Genomic DNA, 19,783 nt, shown 5'->3' with positions numbered 1-19,783 from the left:
AGCTCGTCAGGCTCATAACCTGAAGGTCGTCAGTTCAAATCTGGCCCCCGCAACCAAACACAAAAGCCCCGTCGCAATCGCGGCGGGGCTTTCGTGTTCTCAGAGCAAACAGCGAAATCCGCGCCAGGTCGCCGTGGAATTCGTGGATTTGAAGCGTGACTTCGCTGATTCCGAGCTCGGCCAATCGCGGAAGAGCGGCACCTTCGTGGTCGATTGCCGAAGGGCGAGAAAGCGATACGCCTTCTCCAGCCACCGACGAGACAGGCTTTGGCCATGTCCTGCGCCGAGACGGTGCTACCCGTTTCAACATTCCATTTGACTCCTGCTCCGTTCGAATCAACACTTAAGCAAATGCTACAGTATCGACCCGGGACATTCGACCTTGCCTTTCAGGCCCTGTCCGACCCCGGACGCCGCGCGATGGTCGAGCGCCTGAGCATTGGCCCTGCCTCGGTGAGCGAGCTGGCCAAGCCGCTTCCAATGACCCTGTCGGCGGTCGTCCAGCACTTGAAGCTGCTGGAAGAGGCCGGGCTGGTGAAGAGCGAGAAGATTGGCCGCGTGCGCATCTGTGCACTGGAGGTCGAAACGATGACGCAGATCGAACGCTGGATCGCCGAGCGCAAGCGCTTCTGGGAACGGCAATACGATCAACTGGAGGCCTATTTGGCCCGGACCACCCCCGAGGAGAATGACCAATGACCGTCACCAACGCTACATTCACGATAGAGCGGGTACTGAATGCTTCCCCGGCACGGGTCTTCGCCGCCTATTCCAGCCTTGAGGCCAAGAGCGCCTGGTTCAAGGCGCCGACCGCCATCGAAACCCTGAACCGGGACTTCGACTTCCGCGTCGGCGGTAAGGAACGGTTCCACGCTCGCTGGCCCGGCGGCATGGTCACCGACTTCCAGGCCACCTACCACGATATCGTGGAGAACGAGCGGATCATCCTCGTCTACGACATGTTCCACAATGGCGATAAGCTGTCGGTATCGCTTCTGACGCTCGAATTGAGGGGCGAGGGTGACAGGACCCGGCTGATCCACACCGAGCAGGGCTCATATCTGACTGGTGGCGAAGAGGCGGTGAAGAGCCGCGAGCATGGCACGACCTGGCATATCGATAATCTCACCGCGGTCCTCGAGGCCCAGGAAGCCAGGACCTTCGCATGACCGTCGAACTCTTCGCCCATCCGTTCTCGTCGTACTGCCAGAAGGCGCTCATCGCCTTCTACGAGAATGACGTGCCGTTCACCTATCGGATGCTGGAGGACCCTGGCGTTAGCGAGGAGCTCGCCTCGCTGTGGCCAATGAAGCGCTTCCCGATCCTGCGCGAGAACGGGAGCGTTGTGCTGGAGGCCTCCATAGTGATCGAATACCTCCAGGTCCATCACCCGGGGCCGGTGAAGCTGATCCCCGCGGATCCCGATCTCGCCCTCGAGGCGCGGATGCTCGACCGCTTCTTCGACAACTATGTCATGACACCTCAGGGCAAGTTCGTATTCGACGCCCTGCGCCCTGCCGAAAGCCGCGATCCTTACGGCGTCGAGGACGCGCGCAAGATGCTCGACACCAGCTATGCCTGGCTGGACCAGCGCATGCAGGGGCGCACCTGGGCAGTGGGCGAGACCTTCACACTTGCGGACTGCGCTGCCGCGCCCGCACTGTTCTATGCTGACTGGACGCATCGAATTCCCGAGCAATACAGGAACCTGACCGCCTATCGCGCGCGTCTGCTGCGACGACCGTCCTTCGCCCGAGCGGTGGATGAGGCGCGGCGCTTCCGCCACTACTTCCCGCTGGGCGCACCTGACCGGGATTAGACAAGCGCAGCTTCATGATCACCAGAGCTTGTCGCGGTGCGCTACCGCCCGCGTCAACCTATGACGCCGACCCGCTGCGGCAGGAAATCGCCGCGAAGGGCGCGCTCGCCGAAACAGCTGCGCAGTCAGGTCCCGCAGAACGTCGCCAGCACACGCTCATGGGCGGCGGGCGGCAGCGCGTAGTGCTCGCGGCCGGGCTGCCTGTCATAGGGCCTGGACAATACAGCATGGAGCTCTTCGAAGGGCGCGAAATCCTGCCGCTCGACAGCGGCCTCGATCACGGCTTCGACCCGATGATTGCGGGGGATGAAAAGCGGATTGACGCGGCACATCGCATACTGCCGAACCTTGTCCGGCCTGCCTTCCTTCGACAGGCGCTCGCGCCAGCGGCCTTCCCAGCCGTCGAAGGCAGCCGGGTTGCCGAACAGGTCGCGGCAGGCGCGCCCGTCCTCCAGCGGGGAGGCATCCTCGCTCAGCCGGCGAAACACCAGGGTGAAATCCGCCTGCCCAAGCTGCATCGTCTCGAGCAGCGACCGGATGAGCGCGATATCCTCGGGGTCTTCGCTGGCGAGACCGAGCTTTCGGCGGAAGCCGGCGATCATGTCCACTTGAATCTGCCGATCGAAATCGTCGAGCGCATCCTGCGCGAGCGCCACGGCCTTGTCCTGGTCATCGGCGAGGAGCGGAAGCAGCGCCTCGGCGAGACGCGTCAGGTTCCAGCGTGCGATCGGAGGCTGGTTGGCATAGGCATAGCGTCCCTGCTCGTCGATCGAGCTGAAGACGGTCGCCGGATCGTAGGCATCCATGAAGGCGCAGGGGCCGTAATCGATGGTTTCGCCGGCCACCGACATGTTGTCCGTATTCATCACGCCATGGATGAAGCCGATCAGCATCCAGCGGGCGACAAGTCCGGCCTGAGCGGCGATGATGGCCTTCAGCAGCGCGAGATACGGGTCCTCGCGGCCCGACAGATCGGGATAGTGTCGCGCGATGACGTGGTCCGCGAGCAGGCGCAACGCCTCGATGTCGCCGCGCGCCGCGAAATATTGAAAGGTGCCGATCCTGATATGGCTGGAGGCGACGCGGGTCAGGATGGCGCCCGGCAGAAGCGTCTCCCGCCGCACGGTTTCGCCGGTCATGACCGCCGCGAGCGCCCGGGTCGTGGGCACGTCCAGGGCGGCCATGGCTTCGCTGAGGATATACTCGCGCAGCACCGGCCCCAGCGCGGCGCGGCCGTCTCCCCGGCGCGAGAACGGGGTCTGGCCTGCGCCCTTGAGCTGAATGTCGCGGCGCCGGCCGTGGCGATCCACGACCTCTCCGAGCAGGATGGCGCGCCCGTCGCCGAGCTGTGGGCTGAAACCGCCGAACTGGTGCCCTGCATAGGCTGTCGCGATCGGATGCGCTCCGTCGATCAGGCTGTTGCCGGCCAGCATCGCGAGGCCCGCAGGGCTTTTCAACCAGTCCGGATCAAGGCCGAGTTCGGACGCCAGCGGCGCGTTCAGGCGAATGAGCCGGGGCTCTGCCACGGCGGTCGGATTCACCGCCGCGTAAAAGCGCTCGGGCAGGCGGGCATAGGAGTTGTCGAACTGAACCGTCATCCATCGTAGATATGGGCGATCGGCTGGCGCGCAACAACCGCGATCGTTGCGGTGGGTGCGGTTTGAACGAGGCTCCCGACGAGGTCTGCGCCAGGGCGCCGGCCTGTGTGTCCGTTGCCACCGTGCCGTGCGCGATTGACAACGGAAACCAGGATATTTCAAACTTAAAATATCGAGATCGCTGAGGGGCGACGTCATGCGGGTCATCATTATCGGCGGTGGTATCGGCGGATTGACGCTGGCCTTGATGCTTCATGCCCGCGGCGTTGGCGCGACCGTCTACGAGCAGTCCAGCGAGATCCGCGAGGTCGGCGTCGGGATCAACACCTTGCCGCATGCCATCCGCGAGCTCGCCGATCTCGGCCTGCTGCCCGCGCTGGACGAAGCCGGTATCCGCACGCGCGAGCTGATCTACATGAACCGCTTCGGGCAGGCGGTCTGGCGCGAGCCGCGCGGCCTGCATGCGGGCGCGCCGGTGCCGCAATTCTCGATCCATCGCGGCCGGCTCCAGTGCGTCATTCGCGATGCGGTGGTCGAGCGGCTGGGCGAGGATGCGATCCGGACCGGCCGCCGGCTGCAAGGCTTCATCCAGGACGAGGGCGGCGTCACCGCCCATTTCGGCGATACGCGCTTCGGCGAGGCCGGCGAGACTGCGCGCGGCGACATCCTGGTCGGGGCCGACGGCATCCATTCCGCCGTTCGCGGGCATTACTTCCCGAACCAGGGGCCGCCGCGCTGGCAGGGCGTGCAGATGTGGCGCGGCGCCTGCGACTGGCCCGTCTTCCTCGATGGCGAGAGCATGATCATCGCCGGAGGCATGGCCGGAAAGCTGGTGCTCTATCCGATCGGCAAGGGCGCGACACCGCAGACGCGCCTGACCAACTGGGTCGTCAATATCCGCACAGGCGATCCTGAAAAGCCGCCGCCGAAGGAGGCCTGGTCGAAGCCCGGCCGCCTTGAAGACGTGCTGCCCTTCGCGCGGCGCTTCAGCGTGCCCGAGGTCGATATCCTCGCGATGGTCCGGGCGACCTCGACCTTCTGGGAGTACCCGATGTGCGACCGCGACCCGCTGCCGCGCTGGACCCATGGCCGCGTCACGCTGCTCGGGGATGCGGCACATCCGATGTACCCGGTCGGCTCCAACGGCGCCTCGCAAGCGGTGCTCGACGCGCGCTGCCTCGCCGACTGGCTGGCGAAGGCCGAGCATCCGCGCCAGGCGCTTGCGGCCTATGAAGCCGAGCGCCTGCCGGCGACGGCGGAGGTCGTGGCGATGAACCGGGTCGGCGGGCCGGAGCGGGTGATCGACGCGGTGGAGGCTCTGGCGCCGCAAGGCTTCGAGGATATCGATCAGGTCCTCGACCACGCCGCACGCGAACAGATCGTCAAGGGCTATGCCGGCAAGGCCGGTTTCTCGGCCGAGCAATTGGCGCGGAAGAAGGGTTAGGCGAACGCGCCTTCCAAGGCGGGTCATCCCGGACGCAGCGAAGCGAAGATCCGGGAACCATGCCTGAACCTCTACCGGAGGCGCTCCGGAATGGATCCCGGGTCAAGCCCGGGATGACGGCGTGTTTCCTTACGATGCTCTTCCCGCCCTCACCCCGCGTCGGGCGGGGGCGGGAGGAAGTCGACCTCGTGCTTGGCCGCGAGCGCGACGACATCGGCCGGCTTCTGCTCGGCCATTGAATGCAGGCCCCAGAACAGATCGTAGAGCCGTGCCGTCGGCGAGACCCAGAACAGGCACTTCACCGTTGCGTCGCTCTTGTTGAACAGGCCGTGCGGGATGTTGCGCGGCAGGCGGATCAGGTCGCCGGCGGTGGCGAAGCTCTCCTTGCCGTCGAGCAGCAGGTCGAGCCGGCCCTCCAGCATGTAGATGAACTCCTCCTGCGTCGTGTGGATATGCGGCGGCACGAAGGTTCCGGGCGGCAGGGTCGCGTGCCAGGAGAAGCTCTCCTCCGTCAGCGTCTTCGGCACATAGGTCTGGCCGAGGATGCTCCAGGAGATGCCCTCGAGGCCTTCATTGGCGCGCGTCACGCCGGCTGTCAGCGGGTTCATGGGTCTTGGCTCTCCTCATCTGCCGGCATGCAGGCCGGAGGGTTGTTGGCAGGATCTGCTAGAAGTGCAGGAAGCGGTCCTTCACGGCGCTGTCGCTGCGCAGTTCGGCGCTGGAGCCGCGCCAGACGACGCGGCCCTTCTCCAGCACGACATGGCGATCGGCGATCCGAACGAGAGCATCGACATTCTTGTCGATGACGAGGATCGACTCGCCCTCCGCCTTCAGGGCTGTCAGGCAGTTCCAGATTTCCTCGCGGATCAGGGGGGCAAGCCCCTCGGTCGCCTCGTCGAGGATGATCAGCTTCGGATTGGTCATCAGCGCCCGGCCGATCGCCAGCATCTGCTGCTCGCCGCCGGAAAGCTGGTTGCCGCGGTTCCCCCGCCGTTCCCTGAGACGCGGGAAGAAGGCGTAGATCCGTTCGAGGTCCCAGCGCTTCTTGCCGGAGCGATCGGCCGCGGTCGCGATCAGGTTCTCCTCGACCGAGAGCGTCGGGAAGATCTGGCGGCCTTCCGGCACCAGCCCGATCCCGGCCTGCGCGATGCGGAAGGGCGCGGCGCCGGTCAGGTCGCGACCGCCGAAGGCGATCTTCCCCGCTTTTGCCGGAAGCAGCCCCATGATCGTGCGCACCGTCGTGGTCTTGCCCATGCCGTTGCGGCCGAGCAGGGTCACGACCTCGCCTTCGCCCACAGTGAGATCGACCCCGAACAGGATCTGCGCCTCGCCATAGCCGGCATCGAGCCCTTCGACGCTGAGCATCGCTAGCCCTCCTCGCCGAGATAGGCCTGCCGCACGGCCGGGTCGGCCCGGACGGCGGCGGGCGCGCCTGAGGCGATGACGCCACCATAGACCAGCACGGTGACGCGGTCGGCCAGCGCGAAGACGGCGCTCATGTCGTGCTCGACCAGCAGCATGGCGAAGCGACCCTTGAGGCTGTTCAGCAGCGCGATCAGGCGCTCGCCTTCCTCATGGCCGACGCCGGCGAGCGGTTCGTCGAGCAGGATGAGCTTGGGCTGCAGCGTCAGCGCCATCGCGATCTCCAGCGCGCGCTTTTCGCCATGCGAGAGGCTCCCGGCCGGGGCATGCGCTCGCTCCGCCAGCCCGACCGCTTCGAGCGCTTCCCAGGCGGGGCCATTGAGCGCCTCGTCGCTGGCCGCGTCGCGGAAGAGCGAGAGCGGATGGGCGCTGTGCGCCTGCACACCGAGTGCGACATTCTCCAGCGCCGAGAGCGAGGGGATGGTCGAGGTGATCTGGAAGGTGCGCGCGAGCCCCGCCCGTGCCCGCGCCTGCGGCGACAGGCGGGTGATGTCCTGCCCGCCAAACAGGATCGCGCCGGCATCCGGCTTCAGCGTCCCGGAAATCTGGTGGACCAGCGTGGTCTTGCCGGCGCCATTGGGGCCGATCAGCGCGTGCAACTCGCCCGGCGCGATGGTGAGGTCGACCCCGTTGGTGACCTTGAGCGCGCCGAACGATTTGGCGAGCCCTTTCAGGGCCAGTGCCGGCTCAGCCATCGCGGCGCCCCCTGAGCTTCGCGACAAGGCCGGCGATGCCGCCATGGGTGAACAGCACGAAGAGCACGATCAACGGCCCGAAGATGATCTTCCAGTTATGCGTCAGCGACGAGAGCACGTCCTCGGTGACGAGGAAGGCAAGCGCGCCGAGGATCGCACCATAGAGCGAGCCGACGCCGCCGAGCACGACCATGAAGATCAGCTCCCCCGAGCGCGGCCAGGACATATAGGCGGGGCTGACGAAATCGGTCTGGTTGGCGAGCAGGAAGCCGGCGAGCCCCGCCATCATGCCGCTGATCACATAGGCGCCGAGCCGGACATGGTTGACGTCGTAGCCGGTGATGGTGACGCGCACGGCATTTTCACGCGCCGCCCGCAGCACCCGGCCGAAGCGCGAGGCGACGAGCCGCCGCGCCAGTCCGTAGCAGAAGGCCAGCGTGCCGAGCGCGATGTAATAGAAGCCGGTGCGGTTGCCGAAGATCTCGTGCCCGAGCAGCGTGCTCTTCTCGTAGAGGGTCAGGCCGTCATCGCCGCCATAGGCTGAGAGCGCCTGCGCAAAATAGAAGGCCATCTGGCCGAAGGCCAGGGTGATCATGATGAAGGCGACGCCGCGCGTGCGCAGCGAGACATAGCCGGTGACCGTCGCGAAGACGGCGCAGGCGAGCAGGATGACCGGCAGCGCCACGAGAAGCTCGGTCTGGCCTTCGGTGATCAGGATGCCCGCACCATAGGCGCCGATGCCGACGAAGGCGGCGTGGCCGAAGGAGATCAGCCCGCCGATGCCGAGGACGAGGTCGAGCGACAGCGCCGCGATCGCGAAGATCATCGCCCGCGTCACCAGCGTCAGCCAGTGCCCGGGCAGGCCGAGCAGGGAAGCAAGCGGCAAGAGGGCGAGCAGGGCGAAGATGACGAGCGGCGCGAGCCGGCGCGCCATCGGCGTCGGCGGTCGCGCTGCCGCAACGGCGGAATCCGCGGGCGTGCTCGCCATGCTCACGAGCGCCCCTTGGCCGGGAGCAGGCCTTCGGGCCGGACGAACAGAACCGCCGCCATGACGAGATAGATCAGCATCGAGGAGAGCGCTGCGCCGGTCGCGCGCGCCGAGGCCGGCGCCATGAACAGCCGGAGCAGGTCGTTCATGGACGAGCGGCCGAGCGTGTCGACGAGGCCGACGATCAGCGCGCCCACGAAGGCGCCGCGGATCGAGCCGATGCCGCCGACGACGATGACGACGAAGGCGAGGATCAGGACGGTATCGCCCATGCCGGGCTCGACCGAGAGGATCGGCGCCGCCATCGCCCCGGCGAAGCCGGCGAGCATGGTGCCGAAGGCGAAGACGATCATGAACAGCTTGCGGATGTCGACGCCGAGCGCCGAGACCATCGGCGCGTTCGACGCGCCGGCCCTGAGCAGCATGCCGGTGCGGGTCTTCTCGACCACGAACCAGAGCAGCGCGCCGACACCGAGGCCGGCCCCGATCAGCGCGAAGCGGTAGACGGGGTAGAGAATGCCGTCCATCAATCGGACATTGCCGGAGAGGAATTCCGGCACCGGCACCGAAAGCGGCGCGGCGCCCCAGATCATCTTCACCGCCTGGTTGAGCAGCAGGATCAGTCCGAAGGTGGCGAGCACCTGGTCGAGATGGTCGCGCTCATAGAGATGCCGGAAGACCAGGAATTCGAGGGCGAGCCCCAGCAGGAGCGCGGCCGCAAGCGCGAGTATGAGGCCCAGCAGGAAGGAGCCGGTCAGGCTGACGAAGGTGACGGCGAGATAGGCGCCCAGCATGTACTGGACGCCATGGGCCAGGTTGATGAAGTCCATGACACCGAAGACCAGCGTCAGCCCGGCCGCGACCAGGAACAGCAGGACGCCGAACTGGAGTCCATTCAGGAGCTGGACGATCAGGAGGCTGAGGGTCATTGCGCGGTCCTAGGTCAGGGCCGGTCACAGGACGTCATGCTCGGGTTTGACCCGAGCATCTCGTGACGAAGAGATCCCCGGGTCGAAGCTTCGCTTCGCCCGAGGATGACGCTTCGCGTCACTTCAGCGCGCAATCCTTGGCGTGCGGATCGGCGTAGTCCGAAAACACCTTCTGCGCGATTTCGGTCTGGAACTTGCCGTCGGCGCGCTTGGCGACCTTGACGAGGTAGAAGTCCTGGATCGGGTAGCCGTTGGTGTTGAACTTGAACTTGCCGCGCAGCGAGGTGAAGTCGGCCTTCTTGATGGCGTCGCGCAGCTTGTCGGCATTGCCGGTACCGCCCGCCGCTTTCACGGCGGAGTCGATCAGCATGGCCGCGTCGTAGGACTGCTGGGCATAGGAGCCGGGCACGATCTTGTAGGCCGCCTCATAGGCTTTGACGAAATCCTTCGTCTGCGGGTTGTCCATATTGGGCGCCCAGGTCATGCCGCCATAGAGGCCGACCGCGGCGTCCTGCTGCGCCGGCAGGGTCGATTCATCGACCGTGAAGGCGGAGAGGAACGGGATCTTGCCCTGCAGGCCGGCCTGCGACCACTGCTTGACGAAGTTGACGCCGAGCCCGCCGGGCAGGAAGGCGAAGACGACATCGGGCTTGGATGAAGCGATCTTGGCGAGGTCGGCCGAGAAATCCATGGCGTTCAGCGGCGCATAGACCTCGTCGACGATCTCGCCCTTGAAGTAGCGCTTGAAGCCGGCGAGCGAGTCCTTACCGGCCTGATAGTTCGGCGCGATGATGTATGCCTTCTTGTAGTTCTGGTCCTGCGCGTATTTGCCGAGGACCTCGTGCACCTGATCGTTCTGGTAGGAGGTGACGAAGAAGTTCTTGTTGCAGGCCTTGCCGGCCATGGTCGAGGGGCCGGCATTCGGGCTGATCAGGAAGGCGCCGGAATCGAGCACCGGCTTGGCGATCGCGCCGAGGATGTTGGAGAAGACCGGGCCGACGACGAAGGCCGGCTTCTCGCTCTCGACGAACGAGCGCACGCGCTCGACCGCGACATCGGGCTTCAGCTCGTCGTCGATCACGGTGATCTTGACCGGCACGCCGCCGAGCTTGCCGCCATTCTTGTCGACTGCGAGCTGGAAGCCGTCGCGGACCTGCTGGCCGAGCGAGGCGGCCGGACCGGTCAGCACGCTGACCACGCCGATCTTGATCGGCTCCTGCGCTTGGGCCGAAGCGATGGATAGCGCCAGCGCGCCGCAACCAAGTGCCAGACCGAACCTGAGTGTCGTCATCGATGTCCTCCCGGACGAAGTTGAAGCGCGGCCCCGTTCCCTTGGGTTTCTTTGGCGCGCGCAGGCCATAATGTTTCAAGCTTAAAATATCTGCAAGTCGCAGTTTACGGAAATTTCGCGAGGTCTCCAAGGCGGATGGTGCGGCTTTGCACGCCAGCCGCCCGCAGCGCCGGCGCGGCTTCCCGGAATTCGTGGTGTGCTGTTCAATGACGCGCCATGACGGATATCGAAAGTCGGTTGCCATGATCCTGGTCTGTGGGGAAGCGCTGGTCGACCTGTTCGCCGGTGCGAGCGAGGGCAGCGAGATGCCGGCGCGGATCGTGGCAGGCGGCTCGCCCTTCAATGTCGCGATCGGCCTGGCCCGGCTCGGTATCGAGGCTTCCTTTCTCGGCGGTGTCTCGCGCGACGGCTTCGGCACCCTGCTTGCCGATCTTCTCGCGCGGGAAGGCGTCGATAACCGCCATCTGGTCCGGACCGAGCGGCTCACCACCATTTCGGTCGTGGCGACCGGCAAGGACGGCCATCCCAGCTATTCCTTCCATGGCGAAGGGGCGGCCGACCGCTCGCTCACCCCTGCCGACCTGCCGCAGGCGCTGCCGGACGCGGTCCAGGCGCTGACCTTCGGCTCCTACACGATGGCGGTCGAGCCGGTCGGATCGGCCTTTGCGGCGTTGGCCGAGCGGGAACGCGGCCGGCGCGTCATCAGCGTCGACCCCAACCTGCGCCCGACCGTGATCGGCGACATGTCCGGCTGGCATCGGGCGGCAGAGCGCTTCTATCGGACGGCGACGGTGATCAAGGCGAGCGACGAGGATATCCGCATCGCCTGGGACGGGCAGCTCGGCATGGCCGAGGCTGCTGCCTATTGGCTCGGCCTCGGCGCACGGCTCGTTGTCGTCACGCAGGGCGAGCAGGGCGCCACGGCCTACTCCGCGGCCGGGCAGGTTTCCGTGCCGGGCCACGAGGTTGCCGTGCAGGACACCGTCGGTGCGGGCGATACCTTCCACGCCGCGCTGCTCGCGCGGCTTGCGCAGACCGGCCGGCTCAGCCCCGAGGCGATCGCGGCGCTCGACCGCGAGGCCCTGGCCGGTCTCCTCGCCTATGCCGCCGCGGCTGCGGCGATCACGGTCACGCGTCGCGGCGCTGACCTCCCGACTGCCGCGGAAGTCGAGGCCATGGGGATTCGGTCGCGCTAGGAAAGGCCGGCTTCGCCGCGCTCGCAAGGGCGGCGCAGTTTTATCAGATTCAGGCTTCGCGCCGTGCCGGCTCGCGCCGTAGCGCCAGGGCGACGCCGCCGATGGTCAGCACGATCGCGATCAGTTCCCGCGCGCCGAGCGTTTCGCCGAGCAGGGGGACGGCGGTCAGCGTTCCCACCACCGGCACGATCAGCATGCTGGTCGCGGCGACCGCGGTTGGCAGCCGCTTGAGCGCGCCGAACCAGGTGAGGTAGCAGAGCGCCATCGGGCCGACGGCCATGTAGACCAGCCCCAGCGCTCCCTGCGTGGAAAGCGACGTGATCTGCGGCTGCTCCAGCGTAAGCCCCAGGATCACCATCGGCAGGCAGCCGAGGCCGACCTGCCAGGCGGCGACAGCCGGGCCAGGCATGGCGAGGGGTTTCCGCGCCTTGACCGTGCCGAGTGCGAACAGCACCGCCGCCGCAAAGGCGAACAGCACGCCGGGCAGCTTGGCCGGCGAAAATTCAGGCCCGCCCATCAGAACGACCATGCCGGTGATGCTCAGGCCCAGCGCCACCAGGCTGCGCCGCGTCGGACGCGCTCCGAGCAAGGGCCAGGCGAGCATCATCGCCCAGATCGGCATCGAATAGGCGATCAGTGCGCCTTCCGAGACCTTGAGCCAGTTCAGGGCGAGCGCGGTGAAGCCCATCCAGGCGAAGACGTTGATCGACGCCGCGACCAGGAGAGGCGCCCGGGCGCCCTTTGGTACGGCAAGGCTGTCGCCGCGAGCCATTGCCAGCAGCACGAGGCAGAGCGCCCCCAGCAGACCGGCTGTGCCTCGCGCGAACAGCGGCGGCCAGTCCTGCAGGACGAATTTCAGCACGGTCCAGTTGAGGCCCCAGCCGAAGGCCGTCACGAGCAGCAGGGCTTTGCCGACCGTCTGGCTGGCCGGCGCGGAGGCGGAGCCTGTCATGGTCATGGCACGGCGCCTTACGAGCGGTGCCCAGCCTTCAGCGCCTGGTCGAGATCGGCATAGAGGTCATCGACATCCTCGATGCCGGTCGAGAGGCGCAGGAGGTCGGTCGGGCAGGGCGAGCCAGCGCCCTCGATCGAGGCGCGGTGCTCGATCAGGCTTTCGACGCCGCCGAGCGAGGTCGCCCGCTTGTACAGTTCGACATGGGCCGCTGTGCCGATTGCCGCCGCCTCGCCGCCGGTGACCTGCACCGAGAGCATGAAGCCGAAGCCGTTCTCCATCTGCCGCGCCGCGATGTCGTGGCCGGGATGCTGTGGCAGGCCGGGATAGAGTACGCGCGCGACTAGCGGATGGGCCGAGAGACGCTGCGCCAGCGCCATCGCGGACGCGGCCTGGCGCTCCTGCCGGACATGGAGCGTGCGCATGCCGCGCATCAGCAGATAGGCCTCGAACGGGCCGAGAATGCCGCCCTGACCCTTGCGGACCGTCTTGACCCGATTCCAGAACTCGTCGTCCTCGCGGGCGCAGAGCGCACCGGCCACGACGTCGGAATGGCCGTTCAGCACCTTGGTCGCCGCATGCATGACGATATCGGCGCCGAGCGTCAGCGGGCGGGTGTGGACCGGCGAGGCGCAGGTCGAGTCGACGGCGAGCTTGGCACCGGCCGCATGGGCGATCTCAGCCGCGCCGGCGATGTCCGTGATGGTCCAGAGCGGGTTCGACGGCGTCTCGATCCAGACGAGCTTGGTGGCGCCCGGCTTCACCGCGGCCTTCAGCGCGGCGAGGTCGTCGGTCTCGACGAAATCGACCTTGATGCCCCAGCGTGTCGCCTCGTTGAGCAGCCAGGCGCGCAGCGCCCAGTACATCACCTTGGAGGCGACGACATGGTCGCCGGGCGAGAGCGCCTGGAACACGGCGGTCGCCGCCGCCATGCCCGAGCCGAACAGCAGCGCGCCGGCCTTGGCCTCCTCCAGCATGGCGAGCACGGCCTGCGCTTCATGCACCGTCTCGTTATCCGGCCGGCCATAGATGAAGCCGGTCGAATAGCCATTGTCCTCGTCGCGGATATAGGTCGTCGAGACATGGATCGGCGGCACGACGCCCTTGGTGGTCGGGTCGATCTTGCCCATGGCCTGCGCGGCAAGGCTTCTCTTGGTCCACTTCGTCGCAGTCATGATCCGTTTTCCGGTTTCGTCGCCGCCGATAGGGTCGGCATATGGATCAGATCATGCCGTCAGGCGCTTGGCGATAGTCGCCTATTTTTGCTATCCGATAGCGAATTTCGCCGATCATGAAGGTTTCGATGGCCAAAACAGTCCATCTCGACTCGTTCGATTACGCCCTCCTGAAAGAGATGCAGGCCGATAATCAGACGCCGGCGCGCGTGCTGGCCGAGCGTGTGGGCTTGTCCCAGAGCGCGGTCCTGCGGCGCTTGAGGCGCCTGCGGGCGGAAAAGGTCATCACCGCGGATGTCTCGATCGTCAGCCCGGAGATCATGGGCGTGCCGGTGACGGTGCATGTCACTGTCTCGATCATCCAGGGCTCGCGGACCTATGGCGATTTCGCCCGCAAGCTCCAGGCACGGCCCGAGGTGAAGCACGCCTCCTATGTGACGGGCGACGCCGATTTCGTGCTGCACCTGCAGGTCGAGAGCATGGCTGCCTACGCGGCTTTCACGCGCGAGGTCTTCCATGACGATCCCAATGTCGCGGAATACCACAGCTATATCGCGATGCGCGAAGTCGTCGGGCGGGGCGCGCTATAGCGCCCTGCACTGGGCGATGTGGACGCGCGCCTCGGCTGTGGCTATCGGCTAGGCCATAGCGCACGGTGAGCGGCAGGAAGAGCTGCTCTCGGCCTTCTCCTCCCGAGGGTATCGTCCGATGAAGCGTGAAGAAGCCTTGGAAACCGCCGCCGACTTGCCGTCGAAAGCGTGGCTCAGGGAGACCCTCATCCCGGCCTGGGTCGCTCGCGCCGTCCGGCCCGGCCGCGCCGGCTTTGTCGAGATGTTCGATCCGGCTGATCCCGTGCGCGATCCCGGATCGCTCAGGACGACGCTGGTCACGGCCCGCCTGACCTATGTCTTCAGCCATGCCCATCTGCTCGATCCGCAAGGCGAGGCGCTCGCCGCTGCGCGCCATGGCTTCGCCTTCCTGCGCGACGCCTGCCGGGAAGGTGGGCGAGGGCGCTTCCTGCACTCCGTCCGCGAGGACGGCACGCCGGTCGATGCCCGCACCGATCTCTACGACCTCGCCTTCGTCCTGTTCGCCATGGCCTGGTACTACCGCGCGACACGAGATGAGGCAGCGCTGGCGATCGCCGACGAGGTGATCGGCTTCATCGAAAGCGAGATGGTGCATCCGCAAGGCGGCTTCGCCGAGGATACGGCGGGTACGCTGCCGCGCAGGCAGAACCCGCATATGCATCTGCTCGAGGCCTTCCACGCGCTGACGGAGGCGACCGGCGAACAACGCTGGCTCGACCATGCCAGCGCGATCGTCCGGCTGGCGCGGGAGCATCTGGTCGATACGGAGACCGGCACGCTCGGCGAGTATTTCACCGATGACTGGAAGCCGGCTTCCGGCGCGGCTGGCCTGGTCTGCGAACCCGGCCATCATTTCGAATGGACCTGGCTGCTGCTGCATCACTGGCGTCTGACGGGAGACACGCAGGCTCGGGATCTGGCGGAGAGGCTCTATGGCTTCGCGATCCGGCATGGCCTCGACGATGGTTCGGCAGGTCCGCTCGCCGCTTTCGACGTTTTCGATCGGACCGGCACTGTCACGGCCTCGACCAAGCTGCTCTGGCCGCAGACCGAGGCGATCAAGGCCTTCCTCGCCCGGATCGAGTTCCTGGACGACGCTGATGCGGCCGAGCGCCTCGACAGGCATCTCGCCAGCCTGTTCCGCTGCTTCGTCGCGCCCGAAACGGGGCTCTGGTTCAACCAGCTCGCGAAGGATGGAGCGCCGACCCAGACTGTGATCCCAGTACGGGTGCTCTACCACCTTCTGCTCGCTCTCGCGGAATGGGAGCGCGTCCGCGGCTAGCCGGTCCTCTGCCGCCCGACGTGGACGCAGGCCGCCTCCGTGCCCGTATCACCAGCGGCGAGCGGAAAACGCTCATCGGCGCAAACCGCGATCCGCTCCGGGCAGCGCGTCACGAAGGGGCAGCCGACCGGCGGCGAGAGCGGGCTCGGCAGATCGCCGCTCAGGATAATCTTCTCGCGGCTGCGCTGCGCGCGCGGATCCGGCAGCGGAATCGCCGAGAGCAGCGCCTTCGTATAGGGGTGCTGCGGCTTGTCGAAGATCGCATCGACCGGGCCCTGCTCGGCCACAGTGCCGAGATAGAGCACCATCGCCTCGTCGGCGATGTGCCGAACGACCGAGAGGTCATGTGAGATGAAAAGATAGGACAGGCCGAGATCGCGCTGCAATTCGAGCAGCAGGTTGAGCACCTGCGAGCGGATCGAGACGTCGAGCGCCGAGACCGGCTCGTCGAGCACGAGCAGGCGCGGTGACAGGGCGAGCGCCCGGGCGATGACGACACGCTGGCGCTGCCCGCCCGAGAGCGCGCTCGGCAGGCGTTCGGCCAGCGCGGCAGGCAGGCCGACACGGTCCAGCAGTTCGGCGACGCGGGCCTTGCGGTCGGCGCGGCTGCGCCCGGCGATGGCCAGCGGCTCAGCGATGCTGTCGGCGATCGTCATCTTGGGATCGAGCGCCGAGGACGGGTCCTGGAAGACGATCTGGATGTCCTGTGCCAGCGCCGCACGCTCGCGCCCGTTGAGCGCGGTGATGTCGCGCCCGTCGAAGCGGATCGTGCCTGCCGTCGCTCGCTCCAGCCCGACCACGGCATAGGCGGTCGTCGACTTGCCGCAGCCGGATTCGCCGACGAGCGCCAGCGTCTTTCCGGGCTGAAGTTCGAGCGAGATGCCGTCGACCGCCTTGACCACGCCGCCCGGCGCGCCGATGCCGCCGCGCAGCGGGAAATGCACCTTGAGGTCGCGGATTTCTAGCAATGGCTCGCTCATGCCATCGCCTCCAGCCTGTCGACATGCCAGCAGGCGGCTTGATGGGAGGCGCCGACAGCAACCGCGGGCGGCACCTCGACGCAAGCCTCGTCGGCGAGCGGGCAGCGCGTGCGAAAACGGCAGCCTTCGGGCCAGGCGCCGGCCGGCGGCACCATGCCCTCGATCGTCCGCAGCACCGTCTTCCTGATGCCGCCGAGCTTCGGGATCGTGCCCAGCAGCAGGCGGGTATAGGGGTGGCTCGGTTCGGCGAAGATGGCGTCGACCGGGCCGCTCTCGACGATCCGTCCGCCATACATCACGCAGACATCGTCGGCGAGATCGGCGACCACGCCCATGTCATGGGTGATCAGCACGATAGCGCTGCCGACCTCGTCGCGCAGGCGCCGCATCAGGTCGAGGATCTGCGCCTGGATGGTGACGTCGAGCGCCGTCGTCGGCTCGTCGGCGATCAGGAGCGAGGGCCGGCAGATCAGGGCTGACGCGATCATGATGCGCTGGCACATGCCGCCGGAGAGTTCGAACGGGTATTGCCGGGCGCGCCTTGCCGGATCGGGAATGCCGACCCGCGCCATGATCGCGATGGCCTCCTCGCGCGCCGCTGCGCGCGACAAGCCGCGATGCAGGAGCAGCGCCTCCTCGACCTGCTCGCCGACCCGCATCAGCGGGTTCAGCGAGGCGACCGGCTCCTGGAAGATGATCGCGGCATCGTTGCCGCGCACCTGCGACAGCTCCGCCTCGGATAAGCCCGTCAATTCGCGTCCGCCGAGCCGGATCGAGCCGCCGGAGACCCGCGCCGCGCCCGGCAGCAGGCCGAGCATGGAGAGCGCCGTCAGGCTCTTGCCGCAGCCGGATTCGCCGACGATCGCGAGGATGCGGCCGGTCTCGACGCCGAGCGAGACGCCATCAACGATGCGGTTGCCATCGATCTCGATGGCAAGCCCTTCGATCGCCAGCATCGGGTCGGAGCGTTCGATCATGCCGAGGCTGCCGCGACCGCGGCCCAGGGACTGGTTGGATGCGCCATGCCGAGGAAGTCGCCACCCTCCGCCCGCATCACGGCTGAGGGGACTGAGAAATTGACCGGGTAAAGCGTGTCCTCGACGATCTCGACCGGGAAGGCCCCGGCGATCCGTGCCGCGACATCGGGTTCGGCCCGTGCGTCGACCTTGATGCGCGGCGTCGAGGCATCGATGCGCGGCCGGTGGAAGACATCTTCGAGCGACAGCCCGAAATCGGCCATGCCGGAGATCATCTGCAACAGCGTCGGGAAGATCGTGCGGCCGCCGGCGGCGCCGATCGCGAGCCAGGGCTTGCCGCCGCGACTCAGCACCAGCGGGCACATATTGGCCAGCGGCTTGACACCCGGAGCCATGCTGTTGGGTTGGCCGGGGCGCGGGTCGAACCACATCATGCCGTTATTCATGATGATGCCCGCCCGCGGCAGCGCCACCCGCGCGCCGAAGCGCGAGAGCAGCGTGTTGGTCAGCGAGACCATGTTGCCCTGCCGATCGACGACGCTGACATGCGAGGTGCAGCCCGCCTGCGGTGTCGCGGCATGGCCCATGCTGTTGAGCCTCACCGCATAGGCCTCGCGGATCGCCGTGGCATAGGTCAGCGCCGCATCGGCCTGCGAGCTGGCCTGTCCGAGGCCGCGCGCTTCCACGCGCTGTGCGGCGTCGAAGAAGGTCGGGCCGCCGCTGAGGCCGGGAATGGCGGCGATGTCGAGATCGCGATAGCGGCCGGTGAGGGCTGGCGACCACACCGCCTGATAGCCCGCGAGATCCTCAGTGCGGATGGCCGAACCGCCCGCTTCGAGATCACCAGCGATTAGGCGCGCGGCCTCGCCCTCATAGAAGTCGCGGGCGCCGGCCTTGGCTAACCGCTTCAGCAGCTCGGCCTTGGCCGTCATCGGCTTGAAGCGGCGCGTATCGGCGCCGGCCTTGGGCGGCTGGCCGTTATCCAGAAGGAGCGCAGAAATCGCAGGATCGCGCGACAGGCCGGCGACCTCGACCGCGATGCAGAGCGCCGCATACCAGTCGATCTCCAGTCCGCGCTCGGCATGCTGGATCGCCGGTTGCAGCGCCTCATCCCAGGAGATCGTGCCATAGCGTTCCAGCGCCGCGGCGAAGCCGGCGATGGCGCCGGGCACGCAGATCGCGCTGTAGCCGGCGACATTGCGCTCGCCCGCCACGGCAGGCCAGGCGAACCAGTTGCCCGAACCGGCCTCGGTCAGCGGATAATCCGCCGGGTCGAGCCCGCGCGGCGAGCGCACGTTGAAATCGAGCGTATCGAGCGCGCCGGTCCGGCCGTCCGCATGGATCAGGAAGCCGCCGCCGCCCACGCCGGACAGCCAAGGCTCGACGATGCTCAGCACCAGCGCGGTGACGACGGCCGCATCCATCGCATTCCCGCCGCGCGCGAGCACGTTGGCGCCGGCCTCGGCCGCATGGCGGTTCTGCGCGGCGACGAGCCCATGCGGCGAGTGGACGGCCGGGCGGCGGATGCTGAAGGTCTGCATCAGGCTTTGGTCCGGAAGCGCAAGGGCGCGCTCGGCTGCGGTAGGCGCAGGGGCACGCTGAAGTGCTGCGCGTTGGCGCTCGCGGCGTGGTGCGCGGCAAGCTCGCCGACGGTCGCGATCCAGACGCCGCGCGACGCCGTCACCACGTCGAGCAGCTTCTCCAGCATGCGCACGCGCCCGGCCCGGCCGGAAATCCAGTCATGGACGGTAAGCATCATCATCCGCCCCTCGCGATGCAGCACCTCCCATTCGTCGAGCCAGGCATCGAGGATGCCGTTCTGGGCCGAGGGCGGGGCGCGATCCTGCGCGCTGCCGGTGAAGCGGAAATAGACGGCGTCGTCGACCGCCCAGAGCACGGGAACCTGCGTCACCCCGTCGATCGTATAGGGATGGTCGAAGCCCATCAGCGAGGAATCGTAGAGCCCGCGCCGCTTCACCTCCTCCAGCATGAACGGCGTCATCTCCCAGGCCGGCGAGCGGAAGCCTTTCGGCACGACGCCCGCCTGGCTCTTGAACAGCGCCAGCGACTCGTCCATCGCGCGGGCGAATTCCTCTGGCCCGGCCTCGGTGGCGAGCTCGTGGAAATAGCCATGCAGGCCGATCTCATGGCCGCGCTCGACGAAGGCCGGCAGCAGCTCCGGGTGGTTCTTCGCGATCAGTCCCGGCACGAACAGCGTCGCCTTGATACTGTGCCGGTCGAGCAGGTCGAGCAGGCGCCAGATGCCGACGCGCGGGCCGAACAGCCTTTGCTCGATCTGGCCGAGTGCGACCGGCGCGCTTTCCGGCAGGCTCCACTGATAGGGGCTTTCCGCATCGACATCGATGGTGAAGCAGAAGGCGCTCGACTTGCCCTGGGGCCATTCGTAGGCGGGGCGGGCGGCGTTCGGGGTGGTCATTGTCCTGG

At 67.1% G+C, this 19,783-nt stretch carries 20 protein-coding genes; 7 read left to right on the top strand and 13 right to left on the bottom strand.

The window, feature by feature from the left end; all coding sequences use genetic code 11:
* Positions 1-273: 273 nt before the first annotated feature.
* From ASE61_RS09165 to ASE61_RS09155, 3 genes are read left to right on the top strand one after another with little or no spacing between them, the layout of a single operon-like run.
* Entirely contained in the window at positions 274-699 is a 426-nt protein-coding gene (locus ASE61_RS09165; RefSeq protein WP_320409862.1) for a metalloregulator ArsR/SmtB family transcription factor, read from the top strand.
* The gene (locus tag ASE61_RS09160) at positions 696-1,169 is read left to right on the top strand and encodes an SRPBCC family protein (protein ID WP_061966595.1); all 474 of its coding nucleotides are present in this window, start codon (positions 696-698) and stop codon (positions 1,167-1,169) included. Before ASE61_RS09165 ends, ASE61_RS09160 begins: the two co-directional genes overlap by 4 nt.
* The gene (locus ASE61_RS09155; RefSeq protein ID WP_061966594.1) at positions 1,166-1,819 is read left to right on the top strand and encodes a glutathione S-transferase family protein; all 654 of its coding nucleotides are present in this window, start codon (positions 1,166-1,168) and stop codon (positions 1,817-1,819) included. The genes ASE61_RS09160 and ASE61_RS09155 overlap by 4 nt, the downstream gene beginning before the upstream one ends.
* A gap of 125 nt (positions 1,820-1,944) precedes the next feature.
* On the opposite strand, the gene ASE61_RS09150 is transcribed toward ASE61_RS09155, so the two are convergent.
* Positions 1,945-3,417 (bottom strand): protein adenylyltransferase SelO, encoded by a 1,473-nt coding sequence (locus ASE61_RS09150; RefSeq protein WP_061966593.1) that lies wholly within the window; start codon positions 3,415-3,417, stop codon positions 1,945-1,947.
* A 196-nt stretch (positions 3,418-3,613) separates the two neighbouring features.
* Here ASE61_RS09150 and ASE61_RS09145 point away from each other — a divergent pair, with 196 nt between their 5' ends.
* Complete coding sequence (locus ASE61_RS09145; RefSeq protein WP_061966592.1) at positions 3,614-4,861, top strand: flavin-dependent oxidoreductase; 1,248 nt, start codon at positions 3,614-3,616, stop codon at positions 4,859-4,861.
* 149 nt (positions 4,862-5,010) lie between these two features.
* On the opposite strand, the gene ASE61_RS09140 is transcribed toward ASE61_RS09145, so the two are convergent.
* The 6 genes from ASE61_RS09140 to ASE61_RS09115 form a co-directional block, all read right to left on the bottom strand.
* On the bottom strand, positions 5,011-5,469 hold the full coding sequence (locus ASE61_RS09140; RefSeq protein ID WP_061966591.1) for a cupin domain-containing protein: 459 nt from the start codon (positions 5,467-5,469) through the stop codon (positions 5,011-5,013).
* Positions 5,470-5,527: 58 nt separating this feature from the next.
* The gene (locus tag ASE61_RS09135) at positions 5,528-6,226 is read right to left on the bottom strand and encodes an ABC transporter ATP-binding protein (protein WP_061966590.1); all 699 of its coding nucleotides are present in this window, start codon (positions 6,224-6,226) and stop codon (positions 5,528-5,530) included.
* A gap of 2 nt (positions 6,227-6,228) precedes the next feature.
* Positions 6,229-6,978, bottom strand: coding sequence for an ABC transporter ATP-binding protein (locus ASE61_RS09130; protein WP_061966589.1), 750 nt, complete (start codon positions 6,976-6,978; stop codon positions 6,229-6,231).
* The gene (locus ASE61_RS09125) at positions 6,971-7,966 is read right to left on the bottom strand and encodes a branched-chain amino acid ABC transporter permease (RefSeq protein ID WP_061966588.1); all 996 of its coding nucleotides are present in this window, start codon (positions 7,964-7,966) and stop codon (positions 6,971-6,973) included. The genes ASE61_RS09130 and ASE61_RS09125 overlap by 8 nt, the downstream gene beginning before the upstream one ends.
* A gap of 2 nt (positions 7,967-7,968) precedes the next feature.
* Positions 7,969-8,895: a branched-chain amino acid ABC transporter permease gene (locus ASE61_RS09120; protein ID WP_061966587.1), complete on the bottom strand. Its 927-nt coding sequence runs from the start codon at positions 8,893-8,895 to the stop codon at positions 7,969-7,971.
* Between the two features lie 118 nt (positions 8,896-9,013).
* On the bottom strand, positions 9,014-10,186 hold the full coding sequence (locus tag ASE61_RS09115; RefSeq protein WP_061966586.1) for an ABC transporter substrate-binding protein: 1,173 nt from the start codon (positions 10,184-10,186) through the stop codon (positions 9,014-9,016).
* A gap of 242 nt (positions 10,187-10,428) precedes the next feature.
* Here ASE61_RS09115 and ASE61_RS09110 point away from each other — a divergent pair, with 242 nt between their 5' ends.
* Entirely contained in the window at positions 10,429-11,382 is a 954-nt protein-coding gene (locus ASE61_RS09110) for a carbohydrate kinase family protein (RefSeq protein ID WP_061966585.1), read from the top strand.
* 49 nt (positions 11,383-11,431) lie between these two features.
* Here the strand turns inward: ASE61_RS09110 and ASE61_RS09105 are convergent, their stop codons facing one another.
* Both ASE61_RS09105 and ASE61_RS09100 read right to left on the bottom strand, forming a co-directional pair.
* A complete protein-coding gene (locus ASE61_RS09105) occupies positions 11,432-12,340 on the bottom strand; it encodes a DMT family transporter (RefSeq protein WP_082617323.1) in 909 nt (302 codons plus the stop codon).
* Positions 12,341-12,351: 11 nt separating this feature from the next.
* Entirely contained in the window at positions 12,352-13,509 is a 1,158-nt protein-coding gene (locus ASE61_RS09100; RefSeq protein ID WP_061966584.1) for a trans-sulfuration enzyme family protein, read from the bottom strand.
* A gap of 128 nt (positions 13,510-13,637) precedes the next feature.
* Here ASE61_RS09100 and ASE61_RS09095 point away from each other — a divergent pair, with 128 nt between their 5' ends.
* The gene (locus ASE61_RS09095; RefSeq protein ID WP_061966598.1) at positions 13,638-14,099 is read left to right on the top strand and encodes an Lrp/AsnC family transcriptional regulator; all 462 of its coding nucleotides are present in this window, start codon (positions 13,638-13,640) and stop codon (positions 14,097-14,099) included.
* A 118-nt stretch (positions 14,100-14,217) separates the two neighbouring features.
* Complete coding sequence (locus ASE61_RS09090) at positions 14,218-15,381, top strand: AGE family epimerase/isomerase (RefSeq protein ID WP_061966583.1); 1,164 nt, start codon at positions 14,218-14,220, stop codon at positions 15,379-15,381.
* Here the strand turns inward: ASE61_RS09090 and ASE61_RS09085 are convergent.
* From ASE61_RS09085 to ASE61_RS09070, 4 genes are read right to left on the bottom strand one after another with little or no spacing between them, the layout of a single operon-like run.
* Positions 15,378-16,361, bottom strand: a complete 984-nt coding sequence (locus ASE61_RS09085; protein WP_061966582.1) for an ABC transporter ATP-binding protein — start codon at positions 16,359-16,361, stop codon at positions 15,378-15,380. The genes ASE61_RS09090 and ASE61_RS09085 overlap by 4 nt on opposite strands.
* Entirely contained in the window at positions 16,358-17,338 is a 981-nt protein-coding gene (locus tag ASE61_RS09080; protein ID WP_061966581.1) for an ABC transporter ATP-binding protein, read from the bottom strand. The genes ASE61_RS09085 and ASE61_RS09080 overlap by 4 nt, the downstream gene beginning before the upstream one ends.
* Positions 17,335-18,879: a gamma-glutamyltransferase family protein gene (locus ASE61_RS09075; protein WP_156407029.1), complete on the bottom strand. Its 1,545-nt coding sequence runs from the start codon at positions 18,877-18,879 to the stop codon at positions 17,335-17,337. Before ASE61_RS09075 ends, ASE61_RS09080 begins: the two co-directional genes overlap by 4 nt.
* Positions 18,879-19,775 (bottom strand): polysaccharide deacetylase family protein, encoded by an 897-nt coding sequence (locus ASE61_RS09070; protein WP_061966579.1) that lies wholly within the window; start codon positions 19,773-19,775, stop codon positions 18,879-18,881. The genes ASE61_RS09075 and ASE61_RS09070 overlap by 1 nt, the downstream gene beginning before the upstream one ends.
* Between the last annotated feature and the right edge of the window lie 8 nt (positions 19,776-19,783).

This window comes from Allobosea sp. Root670 (genome assembly GCF_001429415.1).
In the GTDB taxonomy this organism is placed as follows: domain Bacteria; phylum Pseudomonadota; class Alphaproteobacteria; order Rhizobiales; family Beijerinckiaceae; genus Allobosea; species Allobosea robiniae.
This window is presented reverse-complemented; position numbering and strand designations above follow the sequence as displayed.

Coding starts and splice junctions, on each gene's coding strand:
- ASE61_RS09130 (WP_061966589.1), bottom strand. CDS start 6,978: ATGGCTGAGCCGGCACTGGCCCTGAAAGGGCTCGCCAAATCGTTCGGC.
- ASE61_RS09145 (WP_061966592.1), top strand. CDS start 3,614: ATGCGGGTCATCATTATCGGCGGTGGTATCGGCGGATTGACGCTGGCC.
- ASE61_RS09105 (WP_082617323.1), bottom strand. CDS start 12,340: ATGACCATGACAGGCTCCGCCTCCGCGCCGGCCAGCCAGACGGTCGGC.
- ASE61_RS09095 (WP_061966598.1), top strand. CDS start 13,638: ATGGCCAAAACAGTCCATCTCGACTCGTTCGATTACGCCCTCCTGAAA.
- ASE61_RS09115 (WP_061966586.1), bottom strand. CDS start 10,186: ATGACGACACTCAGGTTCGGTCTGGCACTTGGTTGCGGCGCGCTGGCG.
- ASE61_RS09135 (WP_061966590.1), bottom strand. CDS start 6,226: ATGCTCAGCGTCGAAGGGCTCGATGCCGGCTATGGCGAGGCGCAGATC.
- ASE61_RS09155 (WP_061966594.1), top strand. CDS start 1,166: ATGACCGTCGAACTCTTCGCCCATCCGTTCTCGTCGTACTGCCAGAAG.
- ASE61_RS09120 (WP_061966587.1), bottom strand. CDS start 8,895: ATGACCCTCAGCCTCCTGATCGTCCAGCTCCTGAATGGACTCCAGTTC.
- ASE61_RS09090 (WP_061966583.1), top strand. CDS start 14,218: ATGAAGCGTGAAGAAGCCTTGGAAACCGCCGCCGACTTGCCGTCGAAA.
- ASE61_RS09080 (WP_061966581.1), bottom strand. CDS start 17,338: ATGATCGAACGCTCCGACCCGATGCTGGCGATCGAAGGGCTTGCCATC.
- ASE61_RS09100 (WP_061966584.1), bottom strand. CDS start 13,509: ATGACTGCGACGAAGTGGACCAAGAGAAGCCTTGCCGCGCAGGCCATG.
- ASE61_RS09160 (WP_061966595.1), top strand. CDS start 696: ATGACCGTCACCAACGCTACATTCACGATAGAGCGGGTACTGAATGCT.
- ASE61_RS09140 (WP_061966591.1), bottom strand. CDS start 5,469: ATGAACCCGCTGACAGCCGGCGTGACGCGCGCCAATGAAGGCCTCGAG.
- ASE61_RS09150 (WP_061966593.1), bottom strand. CDS start 3,417: ATGACGGTTCAGTTCGACAACTCCTATGCCCGCCTGCCCGAGCGCTTT.
- ASE61_RS09075 (WP_156407029.1), bottom strand. CDS start 18,879: ATGCAGACCTTCAGCATCCGCCGCCCGGCCGTCCACTCGCCGCATGGG.
- ASE61_RS09085 (WP_061966582.1), bottom strand. CDS start 16,361: ATGAGCGAGCCATTGCTAGAAATCCGCGACCTCAAGGTGCATTTCCCG.
- ASE61_RS09165 (WP_320409862.1), top strand. CDS start 274: ATGTCCTGCGCCGAGACGGTGCTACCCGTTTCAACATTCCATTTGACT.
- ASE61_RS09070 (WP_061966579.1), bottom strand. CDS start 19,775: ATGACCACCCCGAACGCCGCCCGCCCCGCCTACGAATGGCCCCAGGGC.
- ASE61_RS09110 (WP_061966585.1), top strand. CDS start 10,429: ATGATCCTGGTCTGTGGGGAAGCGCTGGTCGACCTGTTCGCCGGTGCG.
- ASE61_RS09125 (WP_061966588.1), bottom strand. CDS start 7,966: ATGGCGAGCACGCCCGCGGATTCCGCCGTTGCGGCAGCGCGACCGCCG.